We start from the raw sequence: 23619 nt of genomic DNA on the forward strand, positions 1-23619 counted from the left end.
TCAATCCGCCGGACGGCCGCTCAGGCGGCGGTCAGCGCGGTTTGCATGGCTGCCAGGCGCGCACGCACGGAGGTGTCGAGCACTTCGTCGCCAACCTTGACGCTGACGCCGCCGATCAGGGACGGGTCCACCGCCACCTGCGCGTACAGCTTGCGGCCGAACTTGCGTTCGAGTGCGGCGACGAGGTCGTTCAGCTGGCCATCTTCCAGCGGGAAAGCGCTGGTGATTTCCACGTCGGACGACCCTTCGCGGGCGTTCTTGAGCGCATGGAACTGTTCGGCGATGTCGGGCATCACCGTCAGGCGGCCGTTGTCCACCAGCAGCTGCACGAAGCGGCGCGCCTCGTCGTTGACCGGGGACTTCAGCACCGACAGGAACAGTTCAGCCAGCTTGTCGCCGGGAACGTTCGGATCGTCGGCGACCGCCTTCATGTCGGGATTGGCGGCAACCTGCCCCATTTCCGACACCAGCTCGGACCATGCACCCAGGTTGCCTGCGCTCGATTCACTGGCGACGCGGAACAGCGCCTCAGCGTAGGGACGGGCAATGGTTGCGGTTTCAGCCATGATTAGAGCTCAGCCTTGAGTTGATTGAGCAGGTCGTTGTGGACCTGCGCGTTCACTTCACGCTTGAGGATCTGCTCGGCACCCTTGACGGCCAGCACGGCAACCTGGTCGCGCAGTGCTTCGCGCGCGCGGGTAACCTGCTGTTCGGCTTCGGCCTTGGCCTGGGCAATGATGCGTGCGGCTTCTGCCTGGGCGTTCTGCTTGATCTCGTCGGCCGTCAGCTGGGCGCGCTTTTCGGCGTCAGCGACACGTTGAGCGCCTTCGGTGCGGGCTTCGGCCATGGCCTGGTCCACACGCTTGTTGGCGAGTTCGAGCTCGGCCTTGCCCTTCTCGGCAGCGGCGAGGCCATCGGCGATCTTCTTTGCGCGTTCGTCGAGCGCCTTCACCAGCGGCGGCCAAATGAATTTGGCAACAACCCACCACAGGATGAAGAACACGACCATCTGCGCAAAAAACGTTGCGTTCAGATTCATGGTGTGTTCCTTTCGGTAATCAAACTACAGATAAATGCGCAAGGGCGGCCAGGCTAAGTGGCCCGCGCCGCCCGTCAGCATCATGCAGACCGAAAAGAATTACTTGATGACAGCCAGCAGCGGGTTGGCGAAGGCGAACAGCATTGCAACACCCACGCCGATCAGGAATGCCGCGTCGATCAGGCCAGCCAGCAAGAACATCTTGGTTTGCAGCGGGTTCATCAGCTCGGGCTGACGTGCGCAGGCTTCGATGTACTTGCCGCCCATCAGAGCGATACCCAGGCAGGCGCCGATAGCGCCCAGGCCGATGATGATGCCGATACCGATGGCGGTCAGACCCTGGATGTTGGCGAGAAATGCTTGCATGATGACTCCTTTAATTTAGAGAGACTTAGAACCAAAAAACCAAAAAACCAAAAACCTAAAATCTGCAGTGATCAGTGGTGATCGTGAGCCTGGCCGATGTACACCAGCGTCAGCATCATGAAAATGAAAGCCTGGAGCAGCACGATCAGGATGTGGAAGATCGCCCATACGGTACCGGCCACCACGTGACCGACAAAACCCAGCGCGGACAGGTCGGCGCTGAACGTCCAGATCGAACCGAGCAGCGCGATCAGCAGGAACACCAGTTCGCCGGCGTACATGTTGCCGAACAACCGCATGCCCAGCGACACGGCCTTGGCCAGGAATTCAATGATGTTCAGGACCAGGTTGAACGGGGCCAGATACCACTTCGGGCCGAACGGTGCGGAGAACAGCTCGTGCATGAAGCCGCCCGCGCCCTTGATCTTGAAGCTGTAGTAGATCATCAGCACCAGCACCGAGCACGACATGCCCAGCGTGCCGTTCAGGTCAGCCGTGGCCACTGCGCGGTGGTGCGGCAGATGGATGTGGAAGATGCCCAGCAGGTTGTTCAGGCCGGTGACCCAGTCCACGGGAATCAAGTCGATCGCGTTCATCATGGTGATCCAGCAGAACACCATCAGCGCCAGCGGGGCGATCCACGAGCGGTCGCCGTGGATGATGCCCTTGGCCTGGTCGTCGACCATCTCGACGATCATCTCGACGAAAGCCTGGAACCGGCCCGGCACGCCGGCGGTGACGCGGCGCGCGGCAGCGTACAGGAACAGCACGGCGATGGCGCCGCACAGCACGGACCAGAACACCGTGTCGTAGTTGAGCACGGAGAAATCGACCACCGACGCTTGCGTGCCGCCGACCGAGTTCAAGTTCTGCAAGTGTTCGGCGATATAGCCGGAGGGTGTCAGCGCGTGTTCGGCGCTTTGGGTAGCATCAGACATGTCGATACGAACGGTATATTGCGAAATCTTCGGGCCGCGCGCCGCCACGGTCTGGCAAGCGCCCGGTACGCGTCTTGCATTGCCTTCGGCGGATTCGCCGGTCACCGCAATGCAAGCGGGGTTCAACCTTGACCGTGTCCGGAGTCAGCGCCATGAAACCCGCTGCATCCGCCACGGAAAACTCTTGATATTCCGTTTCGGTGCCACCACCTGCGGCGGAAGCACCATTTTCGAGCAGCCGCCCTAGCGCAGCGCCAGGGCCACTACCCAGTATGTCTTCAGCGCCAGCAGGAACGTGACCAGCATCGGCACCCAGCGCAGATCCCGGTACAGCACCACCACCAGCACCAGCAGCGCCACCGTGGCAAAGACCTTGATCGCCTCGCCCAGCACCAGCCCGCCTACCGAGGCCCGGTCGCGCGCCAGCCACAGGCGCAAGGCGAAGAGCCCGCTCGGCACGAAGCACACCATGCCACCGAACAGCGCCGACCATCCATATGGCGCCGGCTCTTGCGCAAACAGCGCCCAGCACAATGCCGACAGCAGGGAAACCGCCACCTGCGCCAGGACAACCTTGCCCGGGGTCATGCGCGAAGGACGCAGCGCGCGCTCGCCAAACAGCGTCACCGCTTCGGCATGCGACAGCGGATCGACAGCTTCTTCCTCACGGTCTGCGCCTTCTTTCCAGTCGTCCCAGTCATCTTCCTGACGGGACCCGGCGCCTCGTTGCTGACGGTCTCGAACCACCACCTGCCTGCCTTATCTGGGCCGGAACTTTTCGGCCCGACCAGAATTCAAACCGCACGATTTTAAGGGGAACTACTGATTCGCGTCAATCTGCTTACATTTACCTTGCAGCGCGTTGCGCACAACGGTTGCCATCACGATTGCAGGATGGCTGAGCAAAAATTGCGCGGCAATGATGTAGGACGTAATTGGATTGCGCGGTGAACCCTGCACATGATGGGGGATTACTGGCTGGGCGCACCGTATACCGGCGATCCGCATGGCCAGTGCTGCATGCGCGCAACAGTCGCGCAGCAATGGCCGTTAATCGCGCAGTAAATCAGGCGGCCTGCTGGCCTTCGCGCGATTCGCGCAGCCGCGTCAGCACGCCTTCGAGCGCATCGTTGTTGCTGAAGTGAATCGTAAGCTGGCCCTTGCCGCGCGCACCCAGCTTGATTTGCACCGCCAGCCCCAGTGCGTCCGACAACTCCTCTTCCAGCCGCGCCACGTCGCGCACATTGTTGCCGCCCTTCTGCTTGAGCGACTTCAGGTCGAACGGCTTGAGCGTCGACGCCACCAGCTTCTCGGTCTCGCGCACGGAAAGCCGCTTGTTGACGATCTGGTTGGCCAGCGTGATCTGGTTGGCGCCGTCCACGGCGAGCAGCGCGCGCGCGTGGCCCATGTCGAGGTCTCCGGCCATCAGCATGGTTTGCACCGGCGCGGCCAGGTTCAGCAGGCGCAGCAGGTTCGACACCGCGCTGCGCGAGCGGCCCACCGACTCGGCCGCCTGCTCATGCGTGAAGTTGAACTCGCGGATCAGCCGCATGATGCCCTGCGCTTCTTCCAGCGGATTCAGGTCTTCGCGCTGGATGTTCTCGATCAGCGCCATCGCGGCCGCGGCTTCGTCGGCCACCTCCTTGACCAGCACCGGCACCTTGTCCAGCCCGGCCAGCCTGGAAGCGCGGAAGCGCCGCTCGCCGGCAATGATCTCGTAGCGGTCGGGCTCGGCCACGCGCCGCACCAGGATCGGCTGCATCAGGCCCTGGGCCCGGATGCTGGCGGCCAGCTCCTGCAGCGCGCCCTCATCCATGCGGGTGCGCGGCTGGTACTTGCCCGGCTGCAGCTGGTTCAGGTTCAGCACGGTGGGCGCCCCCTCCTGCCTCGCCGATTCGACGATTTCCGCGGGGCCGCCCAACAGCGCTTCCAGGCCGCGGCCCAGGCCCTTCTTCTTTGCAGTGCTCATGCTCTTGCCCTCTCCTTCAGCCCAGCTGCCGGACCCGCGCGATCATCTCGGCGCCGAAGTCCAGGTACGCCTTGGCGCCCTTCGATGACGGATCGAACGCCACGCCCGGCATGCCATAGGACGGTGCCTCGGCCAACCGCACATTGCGCGGGATCAGGGTCTTGAAGACCTTTTCACCAAAGTGCGATTCCAGTTGCGCCGAGACCTGCTGCTGCAGCGTCACGCGCGGATCGAACATCACGCGCAGCAGCCCGATCACCTGCAGGTCGCGGTTCAGGTTGGCGTGCACCTGCTTGATGGTGTTGACCAGGTCCGACAGCCCTTCCAGCGCAAAGTACTCGCATTGCATCGGCACGATCACGCCGTGCGCCGCGCACAACCCGTTCAGCGTCAGCAGCGACAGCGACGGCGGGCAGTCGATCAGCACGAAGTCATAGTCGCCTTCGACCTCCGCGATGGCCTGGCGCAGCCGGCGTTCGCGCTGGTCCAGCTCGACCAGTTCCACTTCGGCACCGGCCAGTTCGCGATTGGCCGGCAGCACGTCGTACTTTCCGGTTTCGGAGCGCTGGCGCGCTTGGGGGATGCCGGCCAAGCCAACCAGCACCTGGTACACGCTGGTTTCCAGCGCCTGCTTGTCGATGCCGGAGCCCATCGAGGCATTGCCCTGCGGGTCCAGGTCGACCAGCAGCACGCGCTGGCCCTGCGCCGCCAGGCCAGCGGCAAGGTTCACCGTGGTGGTGGTCTTGCCTACCCCGCCCTTCTGGTTTGCGATCACAAATACCTTGGCCATAAGCTCCTGCGGCTCCTGCTTCAATTCATCCGGCCAGCACGTGGCTGGCAGTTCGCGGCGCGCTGGCGCGGCGCCGCGGCGTAGGTCATGCGGGGGCGCCCGCGCGGCGCGACAGCACCACCAGGTGGCGCTCCGCCTCCAGGCCGGGCACGGTCAGCCGCGGCACGGCGTCGACCTGCCATTGCGCCATCAGCCCGGCGGCTTCCATGCGGTCCAGCTCGGCCCGCGGATACACGCCCTTCATCGCGATCAGCTTGCCGCGCGGCGCGAGCAACTGGCCCGACAGGTTCACGAAATCCGTCAATTCGGCAAATGCGCGCGAGGTAATCACGGCAAAGCCGCTGGCATCGTCCAGCTTCTCCACCGGCCCCCAATGCGCGGCGGCATTCGACAACCCCAGCTGCGCGCGGCACTGCGTGAGGAAGGCCGTCTTCTTCTGCACAATGTCGACCATCAGGACCGACACATCCGGACAGGCGATGGCCAGCGGCAGGCCTGGCATGCCGCCGCCGGAGCCCACGTCGAGGACCCTGCCCCGCGCCGGCAGCTCAACTTCGGCAGCACGGGCGGCTTCCGCCAACGCCGGCACCGCAGTAAGCGAATCCAACATGTGATGCGTGAGCATCTCGTCTGGATGCCGGATCGCAGTCAGGTTGTAGACGCCATTCCATTTGCGCAGCAGGGCCAGGTATGCGAACAGCGTGTCGACCTGGGCCGGTGCCAACGCCAGCCTGATCTCGGCCAGACCCGCTTCGAGGCGACGACGCTGCGTGGCGTCGTCGGTCGTGGTATGTCGCGGACCGGGCACTCAGGCAGCCTCTTCAGCGTTGCCGGACGATGCCCCGGACTCTGCGCGGCCACGACCCAGCCCCTTCTTCTTCAGGTGCACCAGCAGCAGCGAGACCGCGGCCGGTGTCACGCCCGAGATGCGCGATGCCTGGCCCAGCGTTTCCGGACGATGCTGGTTCAGCTTCTGGCTGACCTCGAAACCGAGCCCGCGCACTTCGGTGTAATCCAGCCCTTCCGGCAGGCGTGTCGACTCGTTGGCTTCCAGCTTGTCGACTTCGGCCGCCTGGCGGGCGATATAGCCGTGGTACTTGATGCCGATCTCGATCTGTTCGCGGATCTGCGCTGCCAGCATCGGCTCAGCATCCAACGGTGCGTCAGGCGCATGGCGACCGCCCTGCAGTGCCATCAGCGCTTCGTAGCGGACTTCCGGGCGACGCAGCAGGTCGGCCAGGCTGTACTCGCGCTCGATTGGTTTGCCCAGCAGCGGCACCGCTTCTTCGGCCGGCAGCATCCCCGGGTTCACCCATGTGCTTTTCAGGCGTTCTGTTTCACGTGAAACAGCGTCACGCTTGCGGTTGAAGGCGTTCCAGCGCGCGTCATCGACCACGCCCAGTTCACGGCCGACCTCGGTCAGCCGCATGTCGGCGTTGTCTTCCCGCAAGCTCAGGCGGAATTCCGCGCGGCTGGTGAACATGCGGTACGGCTCGGTCACGCCACGTGTGATCAGGTCGTCGACCAGCACTCCCAGGTATGCCTGGTCACGACGCGGCGTCCACGGATCGCGCTCACGGACATGGCAACCGGCGTTGATGCCGGCCAGCAGGCCCTGCGCCGCGGCTTCTTCGTAACCGGTCGTGCCGTTGATCTGGCCGGCAAAGAACAGGCCCCGGATCGCCTTGCTTTCCAGCGACGCCTTCAGTCCGCGGGGATCGAAGTAGTCGTACTCGATTGCGTATCCGGGACGCAGGATATGTGCGTTCTCCAGGCCACGGATCGAATGCACCAGCTCCAGTTGCACATCGAACGGCAGGCTGGTCGAGATCCCGTTGGGATAGAACTCGTTGGTGGTCAGGCCTTCCGGCTCCAGGAAGATCTGATGGCTCTCCTTGCTGGCAAAGCGATGGATCTTGTCCTCGATACTGGGGCAGTAACGCGGCCCTACCCCTTCGATCACGCCGGTGTACATCGGCGAGCGGTCCAGCCCGCCGCGGATGATGTCGTGGGTACGGCTGTTGGTGTGGGTGATCCAGCACGGTAGTTGCTGCGGATGCTGTTCGGGCCGCCCCAGGAACGAGAAGACCGGCACGGGATCGAGGTCGCCAGGCTGCTCTTCCATCACCGAAAAATCGATGGTGCGCCCGTCGATACGCGGCGGCGTGCCCGTCTTCAGGCGGCCTTGCGGCAACTGCAGGTCCTTCAGGCGCGCCGACAGCGATACCGCGGCGGGATCGCCGGCGCGGCCGCCGGTGTAGTTGTCCAGCCCGACGTGGATCTTGCCGTCCAGGAAGGTACCGGCAGTCAGCACGACGGCACGCGCGCGGAAGGCGATGCCCACCTGGGTCATGGCGCCGACAACGCGGTCGCCCTCCACCATCAGGTCGTCCACGGCTTGCTGGAACAACATCAGGTTCGGCTGGTTTTCCAGCCGGGTGCGGATCGCCTTGCGGTACAACACCCGGTCCGCCTGTGCGCGCGTGGCACGCACCGCCGGACCCTTGCTGGAATTCAGGATGCGGAACTGGATGCCGGCCTCGTCAGTGGCCGCGGCCATGGCGCCGCCCATGGCGTCCACCTCCTTGACCAGATGCCCCTTGCCGATGCCGCCGATTGACGGATTGCAGCTCATCTGCCCAAGCGTCTCGATGTTGTGGGTCAGCAGCAGCGTCTGGCAGCCCATGCGGGCCGCAGCAAGGGCGGCTTCAGTGCCGGCATGGCCACCGCCGACGACGATGACATCGAATTCTTTCGGGTAAAGCATGGGACACCTCCTCCGGGAGGCTGGCGGGAAAATACGGGAATGCGAAATTATAGCGGCATTCGAGTTGTCGCTTTCCGGCCGACACCATGTTTCACGTGAAACATGGCTTTTACGCTACGCCGTCAGTCGCCTGGAAGCGACGTTGTGTTTCACGTGAAACAAAAAGGCCGGGCGCAAGGGCCCGGCCAGTGTTTCACGTGGAACAAGCGGCTCAGACTTGTGAACGGATATAAGCCGCCAGTCGCTCTGTCAGCTTGCCGAGGTCACGCTGCAGTGAAGCAAAACCCAGATTGCGCTCGCGAGAAATCTCATCCATATACAGCGGGCGCCGGATCTCGATCTGCAGACTGTTGCGCCGCTCGGCCGGCCGCCCGATCTGCGCGATCAACTGCACGCCTTTGTAAGGGTCGTTGCGCGCAACGGTGTAACCCATGCCGCGCAATTCCCGCTCGACCAGGTCCACTAGCCCTGGCTCACAGGTAGTGCCATCGCGATCGCCCAGCACAAAGTCCGCCAGCGGGTGCGCGCTGGCGATCTTCAGGCGCTCGTAGGCGTTGTTGGGCATGGAGTGCAGGTTGAGGTGCCAGACCGCGCCAAAGCGGGCGTAAGCGCCCTCCACGGCCTCGGCCAGCGCCGCATGGTACGGCCGATAGTAGCGGTCGATACGGGCCTGTACTTCCGCGACCGACAGCCGGCGGTCGTAGATTGGCGTGGCCGCATCGATCCGGCTCCAGATCAGACCGTAGCCCAGCTGCGTCTTCGGCCCCGGTGCCAGCGCGGTCGGCCAGGCACCGTCGAGCTGGGCCGGGTCGATGTCGTCTGCCATCCGGTTCGGGTCGATATAGACGCGGGGGAAGGTCGCCGCCAGCAGTGTGCCGCCAGCCGCGGGCACGGCCTGCCACAGCGCGTCCACATGCGTATCCTCGCCTCCGCGCAGCCGCGCGGCGGGAACCGCGGCGCCAAAATCCGCCGGGTAGGCGGTACCGCTGTGCGGCGAATCGCACACCAGCGGCAGGGCCTCCCCTTCCGGCAAGCGCACGATCACCGGCGCCAGCGCCGCGGCCTGGTTGGTTGTTTCCGCCATGCCTCAGTCCAGCTTGATTTCGGCAGCCTTGGCCACGCGAGCGTAACGGGCCATGGCCTGCTGGATCTGGGCCTTGAACTGTTCCGGCGTGGTCGGCACCAGGGTGCCACCGGACTCTTCCACCTTGCGCTTGAACTCGGGGTTCTGCATGGCCTTGTGGATGGCCTGGTTCAGCCTGCTGACGATGGCGGGCGGCGTATTGGCGGGCGCGACGATACCGAACCAGCCGCCCTCCCCCATATCCTTGAAGCCCAGTTCGGCGTAGGTCGGCACGTTGGGGAGCTGCGCGGAGCGGGCCGCGCCCAACACCGCCAGCGCACGCAGCCGCCCGGCCTTCACGTGCGGCAGCGTCGAGGACAGGTTGTCGGTAATCGCGTTCACCTGCCCTGCCACGGCGTCGTTCAGCGCCAGCCCGGCACCCTTGTAGGGCACGTGCAGCAGGTCGATCTTGGCCAGCATCATGAAGTTCTCGATGTTGACGTGGCCGAGAGAGCCCGCACCCGGCGAGGCGAAGCTGTACTTGCCGGGGTTGGCCTTGGCGAGCGCGATGAACTCTTGCATGGTCTTGGCCGGCACGCTCGGATGGACCGCGAACACGCTGGGGATCGCCACTACGTTGGTGACCGGGGCAAAGTCCTTGATCGGGTCGTACTTGAGCTTGGGGTACACGGCCGGATTGGAGCCATGCGTGCTGACCGTGGCCATGCCGATGGTGTAACCATCCGGCGCGGCATTGGCGACTTGCTCCATGCCCAGCGAGCCGCCGGCGCCGCCCTTGTTTTCCACGACGATCGACTGGCCCAGCTCGCGGCCGGCAAACTCGGCCACCAGGCGCGCCGACAAGTCGGTGGACCCGCCCGCGGCAAATGGCACGATCAGCCGGATTGGGCGGGTCGGATAGTTGGCCTGCGCCAGCGCGCTGCCGGCAAAGACCAGCGTGGCGGTCGCGGCGGTGCCAGTCAGCAGCAGCTGGCGGCGGGACATCCGGGCTCGGATCATGGGGCTTCTCCTGTTGGTGTTGTGCATGAACCGGGCGAGTGTCAGCCGTTTACCGGCTGTGCGCAAACGACTATATTGCACCTTTGCATTACCAAAGATCATCCTTGCGCCGGGCTTGCGGGAGATGACCTTCCTTGCGCCCTCCCCTGCGTCCTCCATGCGGCTGCATTCCCCTTCGATGTCCGAGTTGCATGCCTTTGCCACCGCGGCACGGCTGGGCAGCTTTACCCGCGCGGCGGAAGAACTGTGCGTGACGCAGGGCGCGATCAGCCGCGCCATCGCCCGGCTTGAAGCGCATTTCGGCCAGCCGCTGCTGCAGCGCAACGCCCACCGGCTGGGGCTCACCGACGCCGGCCGCAAATTGCTCGATGCCGTGGCCGAACCGCTCGCCGCCATCGAACACGCCAGCGCCACCTTGCGCGCCGGCGACCGCCGGCACCATCTGACCCTGTCCGTGGTGCCCACGCTCGCCAGCGTCTGGCTGGTGCCGCGCCTGCCGGATTTCCACCGCCGCCATCCGGAAATCCGGCTCGACTTCGTCCCCTACCAGCGCGACGAAGACTTGTCCGGTCCCTCTCCTGATGCCGCCATCCTGGCTGGCGAAGCCGGCAAATGGCCCGGCCTGCAAGTGGACTACGTGGTCGGCCGCGAAATGGTGCCGGTCTGCCACCCCGACCGCGCCCGCGCCCGGCGCGAGGCCGGCCGCTGGCAGTCTCCCGCAGAGCTGCTGGACGAGCCCCTGCTCTACCACACCACCGCCCCGGCGAACTGGCAAAACTGGCTGCAGGCAGCCGGCGTACCCAACGCTGCGCCCCGGTTATCCACAGCGTTCGACCAGGTCTCGATCCTGATCCAGGCTGTGCGCGCGGACATGGGCGTGGCCGTGCTGCAGCGCTGCCTGGTGCGCGAGGAAATTGCGGCCGGACGCGTGGCGGCGCCGTTTGACCTGCCGATTACGCTGCAACGCGGCTATTTTCTCTGTGCGCCGAAGGAGCGGCGCGAGCATGGCGCGCTGAATTGCTTCCGCGCGTGGCTACTGGAAACGGCGGCCGAGGATACTGCCAGAGAAAATGCCACCTTATTCATTGGATGAAATTTCGCAATGGCAGCGCGTTCGATTTAATTCATCCTGCGAATTAACGTGACTCGCATCATCCATATGGTAGATGATGTTTGCCACCGCCACCCAAGTCAAATTCATAGAACGAATAAATAGACTTGCCTAGAGTAGCTGCGCGTACCGCCAGGGGTTAAAGGCCCCGAAAATCAGGTTATCCCCAAAGTTATTCACACCACCAATAACAAAGGGCCCGTCTGCACGGGCCCTCATTCCTCTAGCGAAAGCTGGGTTATCTACGCCGCCTTTTTTGCCAAGCCAAGATAGGTTTCGATCACCTTCGGGTTTGCCGCCAACTCATCGGCCGGCCCTTCCATGGCCATGTCGCCAGTCTCGATCACATAGCCGTAATCCGCTACCTGCAGCGCGGCGCGTGCGTTCTGCTCGATCAGCAGGGTGGCCACGCCAGTCTGGCGCAGATTGCTGATGATGTGGAAGATCTCCTTGACGATCAGCGGGGCCAGGCCAAGGCTGGGCTCGTCCAGCATCAGCAACTGCGGCTTGGCCATCAGCGCGCGGCCCACCGCCAGCATCTGGCGCTCGCCGCCGGAGAGCGTGCCGGCGTCCTGGCGCGCACGCTCGCGCAAGCGCGGGAACAGGTCGTAGACCACATCCATCTGGTCCAGGTAGTTCTTCTCGCCGGCGCGCTTGCGGCGGAAGGCGCCCAGCTGCAGGTTGTCCTCGACCGTCATCGACGCGAACAGCTCGCGCTTTTCCGGCACCAGGCACATGCCGCGCGCGACCCGCCCTTCGACCGGGATGCCGGCCATGTCGTGGCCCAGGTAGCTGACCGCGCCGCTGGACGACCCGGTTACCGGCAGCGCACCCATGATCGCATTGAGCATGGTCGACTTGCCGGCGCCGTTCGGGCCGATCACGGTGACGATGCGGCCGGCCTCCACCTTCAGGTTGGCGCCGTGCACCGCTTCCACTTTGCCGTAGCGCACGTGGAGGTCCTTCACTTCCAGAATCAGGCTCATGTCAGGTCCTTACTCCACGCCGCCGAGGTAGGCTTCCAGCACCGCCGGGTTCTTCTGCACCTCCTCGGGCACGCCCTCGGCGATGCGCGACCCGAATTCCATCACCACCAGCCGGTCGGTCAGGTTCATCACGAAATCCATGTCGTGCTCGACCAGCAGCACGCTCATGCCTTCGCCGCGCAGCTTGCGCAGCAGTTCGGCCAGCGCCTGCTTTTCCTTGTAGCGCAGGCCAGCGGCCGGCTCGTCGAGCAGCAGCAGCGCCGGGTCGCAGCACAGCGCGCGCGCAATTTCCAGGATGCGCTGCTGCCCCAGCGCGAGGCTGCCGGCTTCCATGTACATGCAGTCGGCCAGGCCGACGCGCTCCAGCTGCCGCTTCGCTTCGAACAGCAGCTTCTCTTCCTCGACCTTGTTCATGCGCAGGATCGCGGCGCAGACGCCGCCCTGCGCGCGGAAGTCGCCGCGCAGGTGCGCGCCGATGGCCACGTTCTCCAGCACCGTCATGGTCGGCAGCAGGTGCACGTGCTGGAAGGTGCGGCCGATGCCGCGCTTGACGATCTCGCGCGACGGCAGGCCCGAGATCACTTCCCCGCGGTAGCGCACTTCGCCGCCCGAAACCGGCAGCACGCCGGTCACCAGGTTGAACGTCGTGGACTTGCCCGCGCCATTGGGGCCGATCAGGCCGATGATTTCTCCGGCCCGCACCTGGAAGCTGACATCGTTTACCGCGACCAGCCCGCCGAACTGCTTGCGAGCGGCGCGCACGTCCAGGATCAGCTCGCCCGCTTCGGGCTTCTGGCGCACCGCCAGCCCAGCGGCCTGCCGCGGCGCCAGCACCGGCGGCCCGGACGGCACCAGGCGGCGCAGGAACGGCCAGATGCCATCGCGCGCATACTGCAGCAGCAGCACCAGCAGCACGCCGAAGACGATGATCTCGAAGTTGCCGTTGGCGCCGAGCAGCCTGGGCAGCACGCCCTGCAGCACGTCCTTCAGGATGGTCAGGATGCCCGCACCCAAGACTGCGCCCCACACGTGCCCGACCCCGCCGACCACCGCCATGAACAGGTATTCGATGCCGTAGTTCAGGCCGAACGGCGTCGGGTTCACCGCGCGCTGCAGGTGCGCGTACAGGAAGCCCGACACGCACGCCAGGATCGCCGCGACCACGAAGATCACCACCTTCATCCACGCCGTGTTCACGCCCATGGCCTCGGCCATCACGCCGCCGCCCTTGAGCGCGCGGATGGCACGCCCCGGGCGCGAGTTCAGCAGGTTCTGCATCGCCAGCACCGCCAGCAGCACTACCGCCCAGATCAGGTAGAACATCGCGCGACCGGACTGCAGCTCGATGCCGAAGAACGACAGCACCGGGATGCCGTTCAGCCCGTCATACTTGCCCAGGAACTCCAGGTTGCCGAACAGGAAGAACAGCGACAGGCCCCACGCGATGGTCGCCAGCGGCAGGTAGTGCCCCGACATGCGCATCGTGATCAGCCCGATCACATAGGCCGACGCCATCGTGATCACCAGCCCCACCAGCAGCCCGAACCACGGCGACAGCCCGAACTGCGTGGTCAGGTAGGCGGTGCTGTACGCCCCCAGCCCCACGAACGCCGCCTGCCCGAAGGACGTCATGCCGCCCACGCCGGTAAGCAGCACCAGCCCGATCGCGACGATGCTGTACAGCCCGATGTAGTTGCCCAGCGTGATCCAGAACTCCGGCGTCGGCAGCACTGGCAGCAGCGCCAGCACCACCATGAAGGCCAGCACCAGCAGCCGGTTGCGGTTCAGCCGTGCGCGGCCGCCGGCCTCGGCGCCGGCCACGCGCGCCTGCTTGTCGGTCAGCATGGTCATGGCTTATTCCTCCTCCTCGACATGCTTGCTCGTCAGCGAGCGCCACAGCAGCACCGGAATGATCAGTGTGAAGACGATGACCTCCTTGAACGCGCTGGCCCAGAAGGACGAATACGATTCCAGCAGCCCCACCAGCAGCGCACCCAGCGCCGCCACCGGGTAGCTCACCAGCCCGCCGACGATGGCGCCGACAAAGCCCTTCAGGCCTACCAGGAAGCCCGACTCGTAGTACACCGTGGTCAGCGGCGCGATCAGGATGCCGCACAGCGCCCCCATCGCCGCCGCCAGCGTGAACGACAGGCGCCCCGCCTGGGTGGTGCCGATGCCGACCAGGCGCGCGCCCAGCCGGTTCACCGCGGTCGCGCGCAGTGCCTTGCCCTGCAGCGTGCGTTCAAAATAAAAGTACAGCGCACCGATCAGCAGGGCCGACACCGCCACCACCCACAGGCTCTGTCCCGAGATGCTGAGCGCGCCGACCTCGAAGCGCGCATCCGAAAAGGCATTGGTGCGCGAGCCCTCGGCGCCGAACATCACCAGACCCAGCCCCACCAGCGCAAAGTGCACGCCCACCGAGACAATCAGCAGCACCAGCGTGCTGGCTTCGGCCAGCGGCTGGTAGGCCAGCCGGTACAGCATCGGCCCCAGCGGAATGATGATCAGCAGCGTCAATGCGACTTGCGCCAGCATCGGCAGCGGCTGCGCGCCGTATTGCTGTGTCACCCAGTGCACCGCGAGCGGAAACACCAGGTACTTGCCGGCCAGCACCGCCAGCCGCTGGCCCAGCGTGCGCCGCAGTTCCGCGCTGCGCAGCACGGTCACCGTCTCATAGAGAAAGGTCAGCACGCCCATCGCCAGCAGCAGCCAGCTGGTCTGCGGTGCATGGCCGGCCTGCATCGCCGCCAGCGTCAACGCGCCATAGGCAACAAACTCCCCTTGCGGGATGAAGATGACGCGGGTCACCGAGAACACCAGTACCAGCGCCAGTGCCAGCAACGCGTAGATCGCGCCCGAGGTGATGCCGTCCTGCGCCAGGATGGCGGCGATAGATAGGTCCATTGTCTCCCCGTATCGTTGGAAAGCCTGCCTGCATCGAACGGGGTCGGCGGGGGCGCCGACGGCCGACAGGGTGGTGCGCTTCGGGTTACGAAATAGTAAACGGGTTGCGCATTGCGGAAATACAGAGCAACCCTAGGTTGGCGCGGGCCGCTCCGCCCGCGCGGCAGCAAAAAGGGCGCATGGTCAGCCATGCGCCCTGCTTCACTGCGAGTCCGGCATGCCTTGCCGGCCGGCTCCAGACGCGCGGTTCAGCCGCTTATTTCAGCAGCTTCCACTTGCCGTCGGCGATCTGCACCATCACGCGCGCGCGCTGGTCGAAGCCAAGGTGGTCGGTGGCGCTCATGTTCATGATGCCATGCGATACCGGCAGGTTCCTGGTCTGCTCCATCGCATCGCGCAGTGCCTTGCGGAATTCCTTGGTGCCCGGCTGGCCCTTCTTCAGCGCCTCGGGAATGGCATGCTGCAGGATCAGCCCCGCATCCCAGGCATGACCGCCAAAGGTCGACACCTGCCCGCCGAAGGCCTTCTCATAGGCGGTCTTGTAGGTCAGCGCCGGCTTTTTCACCGGATTGCTGTCGGGCAGCTGCTCGGCCACGAGCAACGGGCCGGCGGGCAGGAACGTGCCTTCGCAATCCTTGCCGCACACGCGCAGGAAGTCGGCATTGGCCACGCCGTGGGTCTGGTAGATCTTGCCCTTGTAGCCGCGCTCCTTGAGCGTCTTGGCCGGCAGCGCCGCGGGCGTGCCCGAGCCGGCGATCAGCACGGCGTCGGCGTTGGCGCCCATCATCTTCAGCACCTGCCCGGTGACCGAGGTATCGGTACGGGCAAAGCGCTCGTTGGCGACGACCTTGATCTTGCGCAGCTCGGCCACCTTGGCAAATTCCTGCGCCCAGCTATCGCCGTAGGCATCCGCAAAGCCGATGAACGCCACCGTCTTCACGTTGTTGTTGCCCATGTGCTCGGCAATGGCGGTGGCCATGTGCGAGTCGTTCTGCGGGGTCTTGAAGACCCATGCGCGCTTCGCGTCCATGGGCTCGATGATGCGGGCCGAGGCGGCCATGGTAATCATGGGGGTCTCGCTCTCGGACACTACGTCGACCATCGCCAGCGAGTTCGGCGTGACGGTCGAACCCACCATCACGTCGACCTTGTCCTCGCTGATCAGCTTGCGCGTGTTCTTGACCGCCGTGGTCGTGTCCGAGGCATCGTCCAGCACGATGTACTCGATCTTCTTGCCCGCGATCTCCTTGGGCATCAGCGTGAAGGTGTTCTTTTCCGGAATGCCCAGCGATGCCGCCGGACCCGTGGCCGACACCGTCACCCCGACCTTGACCTGCGCCTGGGCGGCACCGGCAGCCAGGCTGGCCGCAGCGATTGCCAGCAGGCTGGCGCGCTTGAAATCCATCTTGTCTCCTTCGGTTCCTGAAACGGAAAGGCATCCGTCCGGCGTCCGCCGGCGGATGCCCATTTTTTGGACCCCTCGGGTCAACGCAGGCACATCGCCGGCACCTGCGCTACAACCAGGAACAGCACCAGGCCGTTCCCCTATTTCCCGTCCACGCCACTCCCCCGGAAAGGCGCTTCGGCGATTCACCGACCGCTCGGTCGGGAATGCGGATCGAGTCTATCACAGCACCCTGGCGCGAACAGCGAGGACTAACCCGCATCGCCCGCCCAGCCTGGCTTCGCCGTCAGCGCACGAAGGCATCCCAGGCGGTCTTCACGATCAGCGCGCTGACCACCACGATAAATACCTTGCGCACAAAGGCGCTGCCGTGGCGCAGCGCCAGCTTGCTCCCCACCTGGCTGCCGGCGACGTTGGCCACGGCCATCACCAGGCCCAGCTGCCACCAGATATGGCCCTTGCTGGCCAGCAGCAACAGCGCTGCCAGGTTGGTGGCCAGGTTGACCAGCTTGGTCGACGCCGCCGCGTGCAGGAAGTCATAGCCGAACACGCGCACGAACACGATCATCAGGAAGCTGCCGGTGCCGGGTCCGAACACGCCGTCATAGAAGCCAAGCACAGCGCCGGCAAACAGCGCCGCCCCGCGTTCGCGCCAGCCTGCCAGCGTAGGCGCGTGCTCGGTGCCGAGGTCTTTCTTGGCGAGGGTATAGACCAGCAGCACCACCAGCACGAAGGGCAGCGCCTTGCGCAGCGGCTCGGCCGGGATCATGGTCAGCGCCCACGCGCCGGCCATCGAGAACGCAAAAGCCGCCACTACCGCCGGCGCCGTCGCGCCCCAGTAGATGCGCACGCTGCGGCCGTAGCGCAGCGCCGCGCTGGCGGTGCCAGCGATCGAACCGACCTTGTTGGTGCCCAGCAGCGTGGCCGGCGCAAGGTTGGGATAGGCCGAGAACAGCGCCGGGATCTGGACCAGGCCGCCGCCGCCGGCGACCGCGTCGATCAGGCCGGCAAGAAAGGCGGCAGCCGCCAGGAATGCGAATTCCGTCATTGCAGGAAAGCGAAAAAGGGAAAAAGGGAAAAGGGGAAAATCAGGAAAGACCGGGATCGCGGTTCCGGCATACCGACGAACAGGGGGAATCAGCCCAGTACCTTGGCCGCCGGCACCAGGCTGCGGTGCCACATGCCGTTGCCATGGAGGCGGAAGCCGGGCGGCGCGCCGCCGTGGCCTGCCACCAGCCCCGGCGCCAGCAGCGCGTGGCGGACGCCGTGCGCGCGGCCCCAGTCGGCCAGCGTGGCGCAGCAGACTTCGAGGCAGGCGTGGCGGGTGGCCGCTTCCAGCCCCGGCAGCACCCACCACTCATTGGCGCAGGCGGCAAGGCCCGCAAGCTCGAGGCTGGGCAGCAAGGCCACCGGCAAGCAGGCAAGCAGGCGGTCCCGGTCCGGCGCGCAGGCCAGCAGGCAGATACCGCGCCCCGACTGGGCCAGCAGGTCGCCCAGCATCAGCTGCCGGGCGCGCGCGGCGGGTACGGGCAAGGGCTGGAGCTGGTCCAGCCAGTCCGCTACCAGGGCAGCGTCGGCGCCCTGCCCCAGGCGTACCTGGACCGGCGGCGCGGCGGCGCTGCTTGGGTGCGCAACGGTCGGGGAAGGATCGGGGGGAACGGTGGCGGACATGGGCGGGCAGCAAAGAGCGCCCGCATTGTCGCATGCGTGAGGCCGCGAGGTGATGCCGATGCGGCATACGTGCCCCAAAATGGGGCGAAGGCATCACAACGAGTGTGCGAAGCCCAAATGAAAAAAGCGTTGCCGAGGATCACCCGGCAACGCCCTTTATTTTATAACGCTGCTACCCGACACCGGGTGCGCGCCTGTCGTCTCCTCGCTTCCGCCTCCATTTAACCTGCGAAAACCGTATATGGAATGTAACGAAGCGGTGCATCGAGGACAAGCTAGAAAAAACCCTAGCCCCAGATTCGGGCATGTCGACCAGCGGTCACTCCCGGCGCCCGCTGTGGCCCCCGAAGCGCGCCAGCAGCTCGCCCATGATGCCCCGGCGGAAGGTCAGCACGCAAATCACGAAGATCACGCCGGTCACCATCGTCACCGACTCGCCCAGCGTGCCGAACCACGATAGGCCGGTCACCGATGCCAGGAAGTTGCCGATGTCGCCCAGCTTGTTCTCGAGCGCCACGATCACGAACGCGCCGACAATCGGGCCCGACAATGTACCGAGGCCGCCGACCAGCGTCATCAGGATCACCGAGCCCGACATCGACCAGTGCACGTCAGTCAGCGTCTCGAAGCCCAGCACCAGCGCCTTGATCGAGCCGGCCAGCCCCGACAGCGCTGCCGACAGCACGAACGCGGTCAGCTTGAAGCGGTCGACGTCATAGCCCAGCGACACCGCGCGCGGCTCGTTCTCCTTGATCGCCTTCAGGATCTGCCCGAACGGCGAATGCACCGTGCGCACGATCAGCGCGAAGGCCGCCACGATGATCACCAGCGCCACGTAGTACAGCGTCAGGTCATCCGACAATGACAGCACGCCGAACAGCTTGCCGCGCGGAATGCCCTGCAATCCGTCCTCGCCGCCGGTGAACGGCGCCTGCAGGCAGATGAAGAACAGCATCTGCGCCAGCGCCAGCGTGATCATCGAGAAGTAGATGCCCTGGCGCCGGATCGCCAGCGAGCCCACCACGTAGCCGATCAGCGCGCCCGTGGCGGTGCCCAGGATCAGGCCGATCTCGGGCGTCACGCCCCACACCTTCATGGCATGGCCGGCCGCGTAACCGGCGCCGCCGAAGAACGCCGCATGGCCAAACGACAGCAGCCCGGTGTAGCCGATCAGCAGGTTGAAGGCGCACGCAAACAGCGCGAAGCACAGCACCTTGAGCACGAACACCGGGTACGCCCCGGCCAGCGGCGCGGCCAGCAGTGCCAGCAGCAGCAATCCGTACAACAGTTTCTTCTGCACGCCTTGTCCCTTTCCTGCCTTGCCCGAGTTGGCCGCCACGCCCGATGGCGTCGATGATGTCGAGGGTGCGCTCATCACTTCTCCTTGCCGAACAGCCCGGCCGGGCGCAGCAGCAGCACGATCACCATGATGAAGAACACCACGGTCGCCGATGCTTCCGGATAGAACACCTTGGTCAAGCCTTCGACCACGCCCAGCCCGAGGCCGGTCAGGATCGAGCCCATGATCGAGCCCATGCCGCCGATCACCACCACCGCAAACACGACGATGATCAGGTTCTGCCCCATCAGCGGCGAGATCTGGATCACCGGCGCGGCGAGCACGCCGGCAAACGCGGCCAGCGCCACGCCGAAGCCGTAGGTCAGCGTCACCATCAGCGGCACGTTGACGCCGAAGGCCTCGACCATCTTGGGGTTCTCGGTGCCGGCGCGCAGGTACGCGCCCAGCTTGGTCTTTTCGATCACGTACCAGGTGGCGAAGCAAACCGCCAGCGAAGCCACCACCACCCAGGCGCGGTAATTGGGCAGGATCATGAAGCCCAGGTCAGTGGCGCCCTGAAGCGCGTCCGGGGTCTGGTAGGGCAGGCCCGAGACGCCGTAGATCGAGCGGAAGATGCCTTCGATCACCAGCGTGATGCCCAGCGTCAGCAGCAGGCCGTAGATATGGTCGAGCTTGTAGATCCAGCGCAGCATGGTCTTCTCGATCACCACGCCCAGCGCGGCGACCACCAGCGGCGACAGCAGCAGCATGACCCAGTAGTTCAGCCCGGCGTACTCCATGCCCATCCAGGCCAGCACCGCGCCCAGCATGAAGAGCGCGCCGTGCGCAAAGTTGATGACGTTGAGCAGGCCGAAGATCACCGCCAGGCCCAGGCTCAGCATCGCGTAAAAGGCGCCGTTGACCAGCCCCAGCAAGAGCTGGGAAAGCATGGCAGGCAGGGGGATTCCGAAGATGTCCATCGCGGTGGTTACTTGTTGCTGTGGTGAGCTCCCCTCTCCCGCCGTGCGGGAGAGGGGTTGGGGGTGAGGGTGGGCGCTGGCCAGACATGAGACCCCTGGCCTGACCGCGGTCCGGACTTTGCGCTGGCACGGCGCGTTCCTGCCGCCACACCATTGCGAACGCCTGCCCTCACCCCCGGCCCCTCTCCCGCTCGCGGGAGAGGGGAGCAAACCGGCCGGCTTGCTAACCGCCCAAGCCGGCTTTTCTATTTACTTCTTCAACATCGCGCACTTCGACTCGGCCACCGTGGTGAAGGCCTGGTCGCCCGGGATGGTCGCGACCACCTTCAGGTAATCCCACGGCTTCTTCGATTCCGCCGCGGTCTTCACCTGCATCAGATACATGTCGTGGATGCCACGGCCGTCCTGGCGGATATAGCCCTTGGTGTAGAAGTCGTTGATCTTCATCTTCTTCAACTCGGCCATGACCTTGTCCGGATCGTCGGTCTTGGCGGCTTCCACCGCCTTCAGGTAGGTGCTAGCCGCCGAATAGTCCGCCGCCTGCAGGCTGCTCGGCATCTTCTTCATCTTGCCGAAGAAGCGGTTGGCGAACTTGCGGGTGTCGTCGTTCATGTCCCAGTACCAGCTGTCGGTCATCAGCAGGCCTTCGGTGTTCTTCAGCCCGAGGCTGTGCACATCGTTGATGAACATCAGCAGGCCGGCGATCTTCATCGTCTTGGTGATGCCGAATTCCTTGGCCGCCTTGATCGAATTGATGGTGTCGCCGCCGGCGTTGGCCAGGCCCAGGATCTGCGCCTTGGACGACTGCGCCTGCAGCAGGAACGACGAGAAGTCAGAAGCCGACAGCGGATGGCGCACCTGCCCCGCCACCGTGCCGCCGTTGGCCTTGACCACGGCGGCGGTGTCGCTTTCCAGCGAATGGCCGAAGGCATAGTCGGCGGTCAGGAAGAACCACGACTTGCCGCCCTGCTTGACCACCGCGCTGCCGGTGCCCTTGGCCAGCGCCACCGTGTCATAGGCGTAGTGCACCGTGTACGGCGAGCACTCTTCGTTGGTCAGGCGCGCGGTGCCGGCGCCGATGTTGATGTAGACGCGCTTCTTCTCCGAGGCCACCTTGTTCATGGCCAGCGCGGTGCCGGAGTTGGTGCCGCCCAGCAGCATGTCCAGGCCCTGCTGGTCCATCCATTCGCGCGCCTTCGAGGCGGCGATGTCGGCCTTGTTCTGGTGGTCGGCCGAGACGATCTCGATGGGCTTGCCCAGCACCTTGCCGCCGCGGTCCTCGATCGCCATCTTGATGGCTTCCAGGCCGCCGGGGCCGTCGATGTCGGCATACAGGCCCGACATGTCGGTGATATAGCCGATCTTGACGGTGTCGCCCGATACCTGTGCGGCAGCGCCAAACGACACTGCACCCATGGCAATGGCCGCCATCGCGGCCGCGAGCCGAGTCTTTTTCATTTCCGTGTCTCCTGATTTGCGGCGGCGTGCGCGCCACCCGTTCCTGCCAACAAGCAACCATCGATCCGCGTTGCGCGGATCAGACCCCGAGCAATTCATGCAGCACCGGCATCTTGGCCTGCAGCTCGCTGGCCGCGAAGCGTTCGACGATGGTGCCGTGCTCCATCACATAGAAGCGGTCCGCCAGCGGCGCGGCGAAGCGGAAGTTCTGCTCCACCATCACCACCGTGTAGCCCTTCTGCTTGAGCATCCGGATCATGCGCGCCAGCGCCTGCACGATCACCGGTGCCAGCCCTTCCGAGATCTCGTCGAGCAGCAGCAGGTTGGCGCCGGTGCGCAGGATGCGCCCGACCGCCAGCATCTGCTGCTCGCCGCCCGACAGGCGCGTGCCCTGGCTGTGGCGGCGCTCCTTCAGGTTCGGGAACATCTCGTAGATGTCGGCCTCGCTCATGCCCTGGCTGGCGTCGGCGCCCTTGAGCACCGGCGGCAGCAGCAGGTTCTCTTCGCATGAGAGGCTGGAAAAGATGGCGCGCTCTTCCGGGCAATAGCCGATGCCGTAGTGCGCGATCTTGTGCGTCGGCAGGCCGATGGTCTCGTGGCCGTCGACCCGGATCGAGCCCTTGCGCGCGCCGGTCAGCCCCATGATCGCGCGCAGCGTGGTGGTGCGTCCGGCGCCGTTGCGGCCCAGCAGCGTGACCACCTCGCCGCGGTTCACGGTCAGGTCCACGCCGTGCAGGATGTGCGATTCGCCGTACCAGGCGTGCAGGCCCTTGATGTCCAGGGCGGGAGTATTGGCTGTGCTCATGGTGTCGTCCCCCGGCCTCAGTGCGCGCCCTGCAGTTCCGCGTCGGCGGTGCCCATGTAGGCCTCCATCACGCGCGGGTCCTTGGACACTTCCGCATACGGGCCTTCGGCCAGGATCGCGCCGCGCTGCAGCACCGTGATCTTGTCGGCGATCGACGAGACCACGCTCATGTTGTGCTCCACCATCAGGATGGTGCGGCCCGCCGAAACCTGCTTGATCAGTTGCGTGACGCGGTCCACGTCCTCGTGGCCCATGCCCTGCGTGGGCTCGTCGAGCAGCATGAGCTCGGGCTCCATCGCCAGCGTGGTGGCGATCTCCAGCGCGCGCTTGCGCCCGTACGGCAGGTTCACCGTGAGCGTATGCGCGAATTCGGTCAGGCCGACCTGGTCAAGCAGCGCCATGGCGCGGTCGTTGAGCACGTCCAGCGAGCGCTCGCTGCGCCAGAACTGGTACGCAGTGCCCAGTTGCCGCTGCAGGCCGATGCGGACGTTTTCCATCACCGTCAGGTGTGGGAACACGGCCGAGATCTGGAACGAGCGGATCACGCCGCGCCGCGCGATCTGCGCCGGCTTTTCGCGAGTGATGTCGATGCCGTTGAAAAGAATGGTTCCGGTGGTCGGCTCCAGGAACTTGGTGAGGAGGTTGAAGCAGGTCGTCTTGCCGGCGCCGTTGGGGCCGATCAATGCATGGATCGACCCGCGGCGCACCCGCAGGTTGACGTCGCTCACCGCCGTGAACCCCTTGAACTCCTTGGTGAGGTTCCGCGTCTCCAGGATGGTTTCCTGCTGGTTCATGTCTCCTGCCCGCCCTCTTGCTGAACTGCCGGGGTGATGCCCGGCACTGACAATGGTCCGAACCGGCCTTGTAGGCCCTTTGCTGCCGCTTGTTCCGTCAGGGGTGCCGTGGTGGCGGCCATGCCTGCGGATTTTTATCGGTGCGGGGCGGCTCCCGCGAGGGCTGCGACGGCGACATGGGATGTGCGGCCGAAGCACCCTGTGAGGCGTCTATTGTGTGCGCCTGTTGCATCGCAAAACATCGGGGTTTGCACTATGAAACATGAACCAA

23 protein-coding genes are annotated in these 23619 nt (G+C 65.3%); 1 reads left to right on the forward strand and 22 read right to left on the reverse strand.

Annotated features, from left to right (window positions below; translation table 11 throughout):
- Positions 1-20 precede the first annotated feature (20 nt).
- The 11 genes from ACOCMH_RS16135 to ACOCMH_RS16185 form a co-directional block, all read right to left on the reverse strand.
- Complete coding sequence (locus ACOCMH_RS16135; protein WP_427311892.1) at positions 21-566, reverse strand: F0F1 ATP synthase subunit delta; 546 nt, start codon at positions 564-566, stop codon at positions 21-23.
- Between the two features lie 2 nt (positions 567-568).
- Positions 569-1039, reverse strand: coding sequence for a F0F1 ATP synthase subunit B (locus tag ACOCMH_RS16140; protein ID WP_427311894.1), 471 nt, complete (start codon positions 1037-1039; stop codon positions 569-571).
- A 99-nt stretch (positions 1040-1138) separates the two neighbouring features.
- Positions 1139-1405, reverse strand: coding sequence for a F0F1 ATP synthase subunit C (gene atpE, locus ACOCMH_RS16145; protein WP_013958389.1), 267 nt, complete (start codon positions 1403-1405; stop codon positions 1139-1141).
- A gap of 71 nt (positions 1406-1476) precedes the next feature.
- Positions 1477-2343 (reverse strand): F0F1 ATP synthase subunit A, encoded by an 867-nt coding sequence (gene atpB / locus ACOCMH_RS16150; protein WP_427311896.1) that lies wholly within the window; start codon positions 2341-2343, stop codon positions 1477-1479.
- A 243-nt stretch (positions 2344-2586) separates the two neighbouring features.
- Positions 2587-3093 carry an ATP synthase subunit I gene (locus ACOCMH_RS16155; RefSeq protein WP_427311898.1) on the reverse strand — a complete coding sequence of 169 codons (507 nt, stop codon included), beginning with the start codon at positions 3091-3093 and terminating at the stop codon, positions 2587-2589.
- 316 nt (positions 3094-3409) lie between these two features.
- Positions 3410-4312 carry a ParB/RepB/Spo0J family partition protein gene (locus ACOCMH_RS16160; RefSeq protein ID WP_427311900.1) on the reverse strand — a complete coding sequence of 301 codons (903 nt, stop codon included), beginning with the start codon at positions 4310-4312 and terminating at the stop codon, positions 3410-3412.
- Between the two features lie 16 nt (positions 4313-4328).
- Positions 4329-5102, reverse strand: coding sequence for a ParA family protein (locus ACOCMH_RS16165; protein ID WP_171516238.1), 774 nt, complete (start codon positions 5100-5102; stop codon positions 4329-4331).
- Between the two features lie 85 nt (positions 5103-5187).
- Positions 5188-5910: a 16S rRNA (guanine(527)-N(7))-methyltransferase RsmG gene (gene rsmG, locus ACOCMH_RS16170; RefSeq protein WP_427311902.1), complete on the reverse strand. Its 723-nt coding sequence runs from the start codon at positions 5908-5910 to the stop codon at positions 5188-5190.
- On the reverse strand, positions 5911-7869 hold the full coding sequence (mnmG, locus tag ACOCMH_RS16175) for a tRNA uridine-5-carboxymethylaminomethyl(34) synthesis enzyme MnmG (protein ID WP_427311904.1): 1959 nt from the start codon (positions 7867-7869) through the stop codon (positions 5911-5913).
- 211 nt (positions 7870-8080) lie between these two features.
- Positions 8081-8953, reverse strand: coding sequence for an N-formylglutamate amidohydrolase (locus tag ACOCMH_RS16180; protein ID WP_427311906.1), 873 nt, complete (start codon positions 8951-8953; stop codon positions 8081-8083).
- Between the two features lie 3 nt (positions 8954-8956).
- Positions 8957-9952: a Bug family tripartite tricarboxylate transporter substrate binding protein gene (locus tag ACOCMH_RS16185; RefSeq protein ID WP_427311908.1), complete on the reverse strand. Its 996-nt coding sequence runs from the start codon at positions 9950-9952 to the stop codon at positions 8957-8959.
- A 157-nt stretch (positions 9953-10109) separates the two neighbouring features.
- Here ACOCMH_RS16185 and ACOCMH_RS16190 point away from each other — a divergent pair, with 157 nt between their 5' ends.
- Positions 10110-11045 (forward strand): LysR substrate-binding domain-containing protein, encoded by a 936-nt coding sequence (locus ACOCMH_RS16190; RefSeq protein WP_427313305.1) that lies wholly within the window; start codon positions 10110-10112, stop codon positions 11043-11045.
- 260 nt (positions 11046-11305) lie between these two features.
- On the opposite strand, the gene ACOCMH_RS16195 is transcribed toward ACOCMH_RS16190, so the two are convergent.
- The 11 genes from ACOCMH_RS16195 to ACOCMH_RS16245 form a co-directional block, all read right to left on the reverse strand.
- Positions 11306-12049: an ABC transporter ATP-binding protein gene (locus ACOCMH_RS16195; protein WP_427311910.1), complete on the reverse strand. Its 744-nt coding sequence runs from the start codon at positions 12047-12049 to the stop codon at positions 11306-11308.
- Between the two features lie 9 nt (positions 12050-12058).
- Positions 12059-13900, reverse strand: a complete 1842-nt coding sequence (locus tag ACOCMH_RS16200) for an ABC transporter permease subunit (protein ID WP_427311912.1) — start codon at positions 13898-13900, stop codon at positions 12059-12061.
- Between the two features lie 3 nt (positions 13901-13903).
- A complete protein-coding gene (locus ACOCMH_RS16205) occupies positions 13904-14956 on the reverse strand; it encodes a branched-chain amino acid ABC transporter permease (protein WP_171516246.1) in 1053 nt (350 codons plus the stop codon).
- Between the two features lie 256 nt (positions 14957-15212).
- Entirely contained in the window at positions 15213-16361 is a 1149-nt protein-coding gene (locus ACOCMH_RS16210) for an ABC transporter substrate-binding protein (protein ID WP_427311914.1), read from the reverse strand.
- 286 nt (positions 16362-16647) lie between these two features.
- Positions 16648-17409 (reverse strand): sulfite exporter TauE/SafE family protein, encoded by a 762-nt coding sequence (locus ACOCMH_RS16215; protein WP_427311916.1) that lies wholly within the window; start codon positions 17407-17409, stop codon positions 16648-16650.
- An 89-nt stretch (positions 17410-17498) separates the two neighbouring features.
- Positions 17499-18032: a hypothetical protein gene (locus tag ACOCMH_RS16220; RefSeq protein ID WP_427311918.1), complete on the reverse strand. Its 534-nt coding sequence runs from the start codon at positions 18030-18032 to the stop codon at positions 17499-17501.
- 319 nt (positions 18033-18351) lie between these two features.
- Positions 18352-19407, reverse strand: coding sequence for a branched-chain amino acid ABC transporter permease (locus tag ACOCMH_RS16225; RefSeq protein ID WP_427311920.1), 1056 nt, complete (start codon positions 19405-19407; stop codon positions 18352-18354).
- A complete protein-coding gene (locus ACOCMH_RS16230; RefSeq protein ID WP_171516251.1) occupies positions 19407-20291 on the reverse strand; it encodes a branched-chain amino acid ABC transporter permease in 885 nt (294 codons plus the stop codon). Before ACOCMH_RS16230 ends, ACOCMH_RS16225 begins: the two co-directional genes overlap by 1 nt.
- Positions 20292-20540: 249 nt before the next feature.
- Entirely contained in the window at positions 20541-21749 is a 1209-nt protein-coding gene (locus ACOCMH_RS16235; RefSeq protein ID WP_427311922.1) for an ABC transporter substrate-binding protein, read from the reverse strand.
- A 79-nt stretch (positions 21750-21828) separates the two neighbouring features.
- Complete coding sequence (locus tag ACOCMH_RS16240; protein ID WP_427311924.1) at positions 21829-22554, reverse strand: ABC transporter ATP-binding protein; 726 nt, start codon at positions 22552-22554, stop codon at positions 21829-21831.
- Positions 22555-22571: 17 nt separating this feature from the next.
- The gene (locus ACOCMH_RS16245) at positions 22572-23348 is read right to left on the reverse strand and encodes an ABC transporter ATP-binding protein (protein ID WP_171516254.1); all 777 of its coding nucleotides are present in this window, start codon (positions 23346-23348) and stop codon (positions 22572-22574) included.
- Positions 23349-23619 lie beyond the last annotated feature (271 nt).

This window comes from Cupriavidus sp. H39, from assembly GCF_050271075.1.
GTDB classification, from domain to species: Bacteria; Pseudomonadota; Gammaproteobacteria; order Burkholderiales; family Burkholderiaceae; genus Cupriavidus; species Cupriavidus necator_B.

Excerpts from the sequence above, each read along its gene's own strand:
- ACOCMH_RS16140 (WP_427311894.1), bottom strand. The coding sequence starts at position 1,039 with ATGAATCTGAACGCAACGTTTTTTGCGCAGATGGTCGTGTTCTTCATC.
- ACOCMH_RS16235 (WP_427311922.1), bottom strand. The coding sequence starts at position 21,749 with ATGAAAAAGACTCGGCTCGCGGCCGCGATGGCGGCCATTGCCATGGGT.
- mnmG (WP_427311904.1), bottom strand. The coding sequence starts at position 7,869 with ATGCTTTACCCGAAAGAATTCGATGTCATCGTCGTCGGCGGTGGCCAT.
- ACOCMH_RS16190 (WP_427313305.1), top strand. The coding sequence starts at position 10,110 with ATGCGGCTGCATTCCCCTTCGATGTCCGAGTTGCATGCCTTTGCCACC.
- ACOCMH_RS16205 (WP_171516246.1), bottom strand. The coding sequence starts at position 14,956 with ATGGACCTATCTATCGCCGCCATCCTGGCGCAGGACGGCATCACCTCG.
- ACOCMH_RS16135 (WP_427311892.1), bottom strand. The coding sequence starts at position 566 with ATGGCTGAAACCGCAACCATTGCCCGTCCCTACGCTGAGGCGCTGTTC.
- ACOCMH_RS16220 (WP_427311918.1), bottom strand. The coding sequence starts at position 18,032 with ATGTCCGCCACCGTTCCCCCCGATCCTTCCCCGACCGTTGCGCACCCA.
- ACOCMH_RS16245 (WP_171516254.1), bottom strand. The coding sequence starts at position 23,348 with ATGAACCAGCAGGAAACCATCCTGGAGACGCGGAACCTCACCAAGGAG.
- ACOCMH_RS16215 (WP_427311916.1), bottom strand. The coding sequence starts at position 17,409 with ATGACGGAATTCGCATTCCTGGCGGCTGCCGCCTTTCTTGCCGGCCTG.
- ACOCMH_RS16165 (WP_171516238.1), bottom strand. The coding sequence starts at position 5,102 with ATGGCCAAGGTATTTGTGATCGCAAACCAGAAGGGCGGGGTAGGCAAG.
- ACOCMH_RS16185 (WP_427311908.1), bottom strand. The coding sequence starts at position 9,952 with ATGATCCGAGCCCGGATGTCCCGCCGCCAGCTGCTGCTGACTGGCACC.
- ACOCMH_RS16195 (WP_427311910.1), bottom strand. The coding sequence starts at position 12,049 with ATGAGCCTGATTCTGGAAGTGAAGGACCTCCACGTGCGCTACGGCAAA.
- ACOCMH_RS16180 (WP_427311906.1), bottom strand. The coding sequence starts at position 8,953 with ATGGCGGAAACAACCAACCAGGCCGCGGCGCTGGCGCCGGTGATCGTG.
- atpE (WP_013958389.1), bottom strand. The coding sequence starts at position 1,405 with ATGCAAGCATTTCTCGCCAACATCCAGGGTCTGACCGCCATCGGTATC.
- ACOCMH_RS16200 (WP_427311912.1), bottom strand. The coding sequence starts at position 13,900 with ATGACCATGCTGACCGACAAGCAGGCGCGCGTGGCCGGCGCCGAGGCC.
- ACOCMH_RS16230 (WP_171516251.1), bottom strand. The coding sequence starts at position 20,291 with ATGGACATCTTCGGAATCCCCCTGCCTGCCATGCTTTCCCAGCTCTTG.
- ACOCMH_RS16225 (WP_427311920.1), bottom strand. The coding sequence starts at position 19,407 with ATGAGCGCACCCTCGACATCATCGACGCCATCGGGCGTGGCGGCCAAC.
- ACOCMH_RS16210 (WP_427311914.1), bottom strand. The coding sequence starts at position 16,361 with ATGGATTTCAAGCGCGCCAGCCTGCTGGCAATCGCTGCGGCCAGCCTG.
- ACOCMH_RS16160 (WP_427311900.1), bottom strand. The coding sequence starts at position 4,312 with ATGAGCACTGCAAAGAAGAAGGGCCTGGGCCGCGGCCTGGAAGCGCTG.
- ACOCMH_RS16240 (WP_427311924.1), bottom strand. The coding sequence starts at position 22,554 with ATGAGCACAGCCAATACTCCCGCCCTGGACATCAAGGGCCTGCACGCC.
- atpB (WP_427311896.1), bottom strand. The coding sequence starts at position 2,343 with ATGTCTGATGCTACCCAAAGCGCCGAACACGCGCTGACACCCTCCGGC.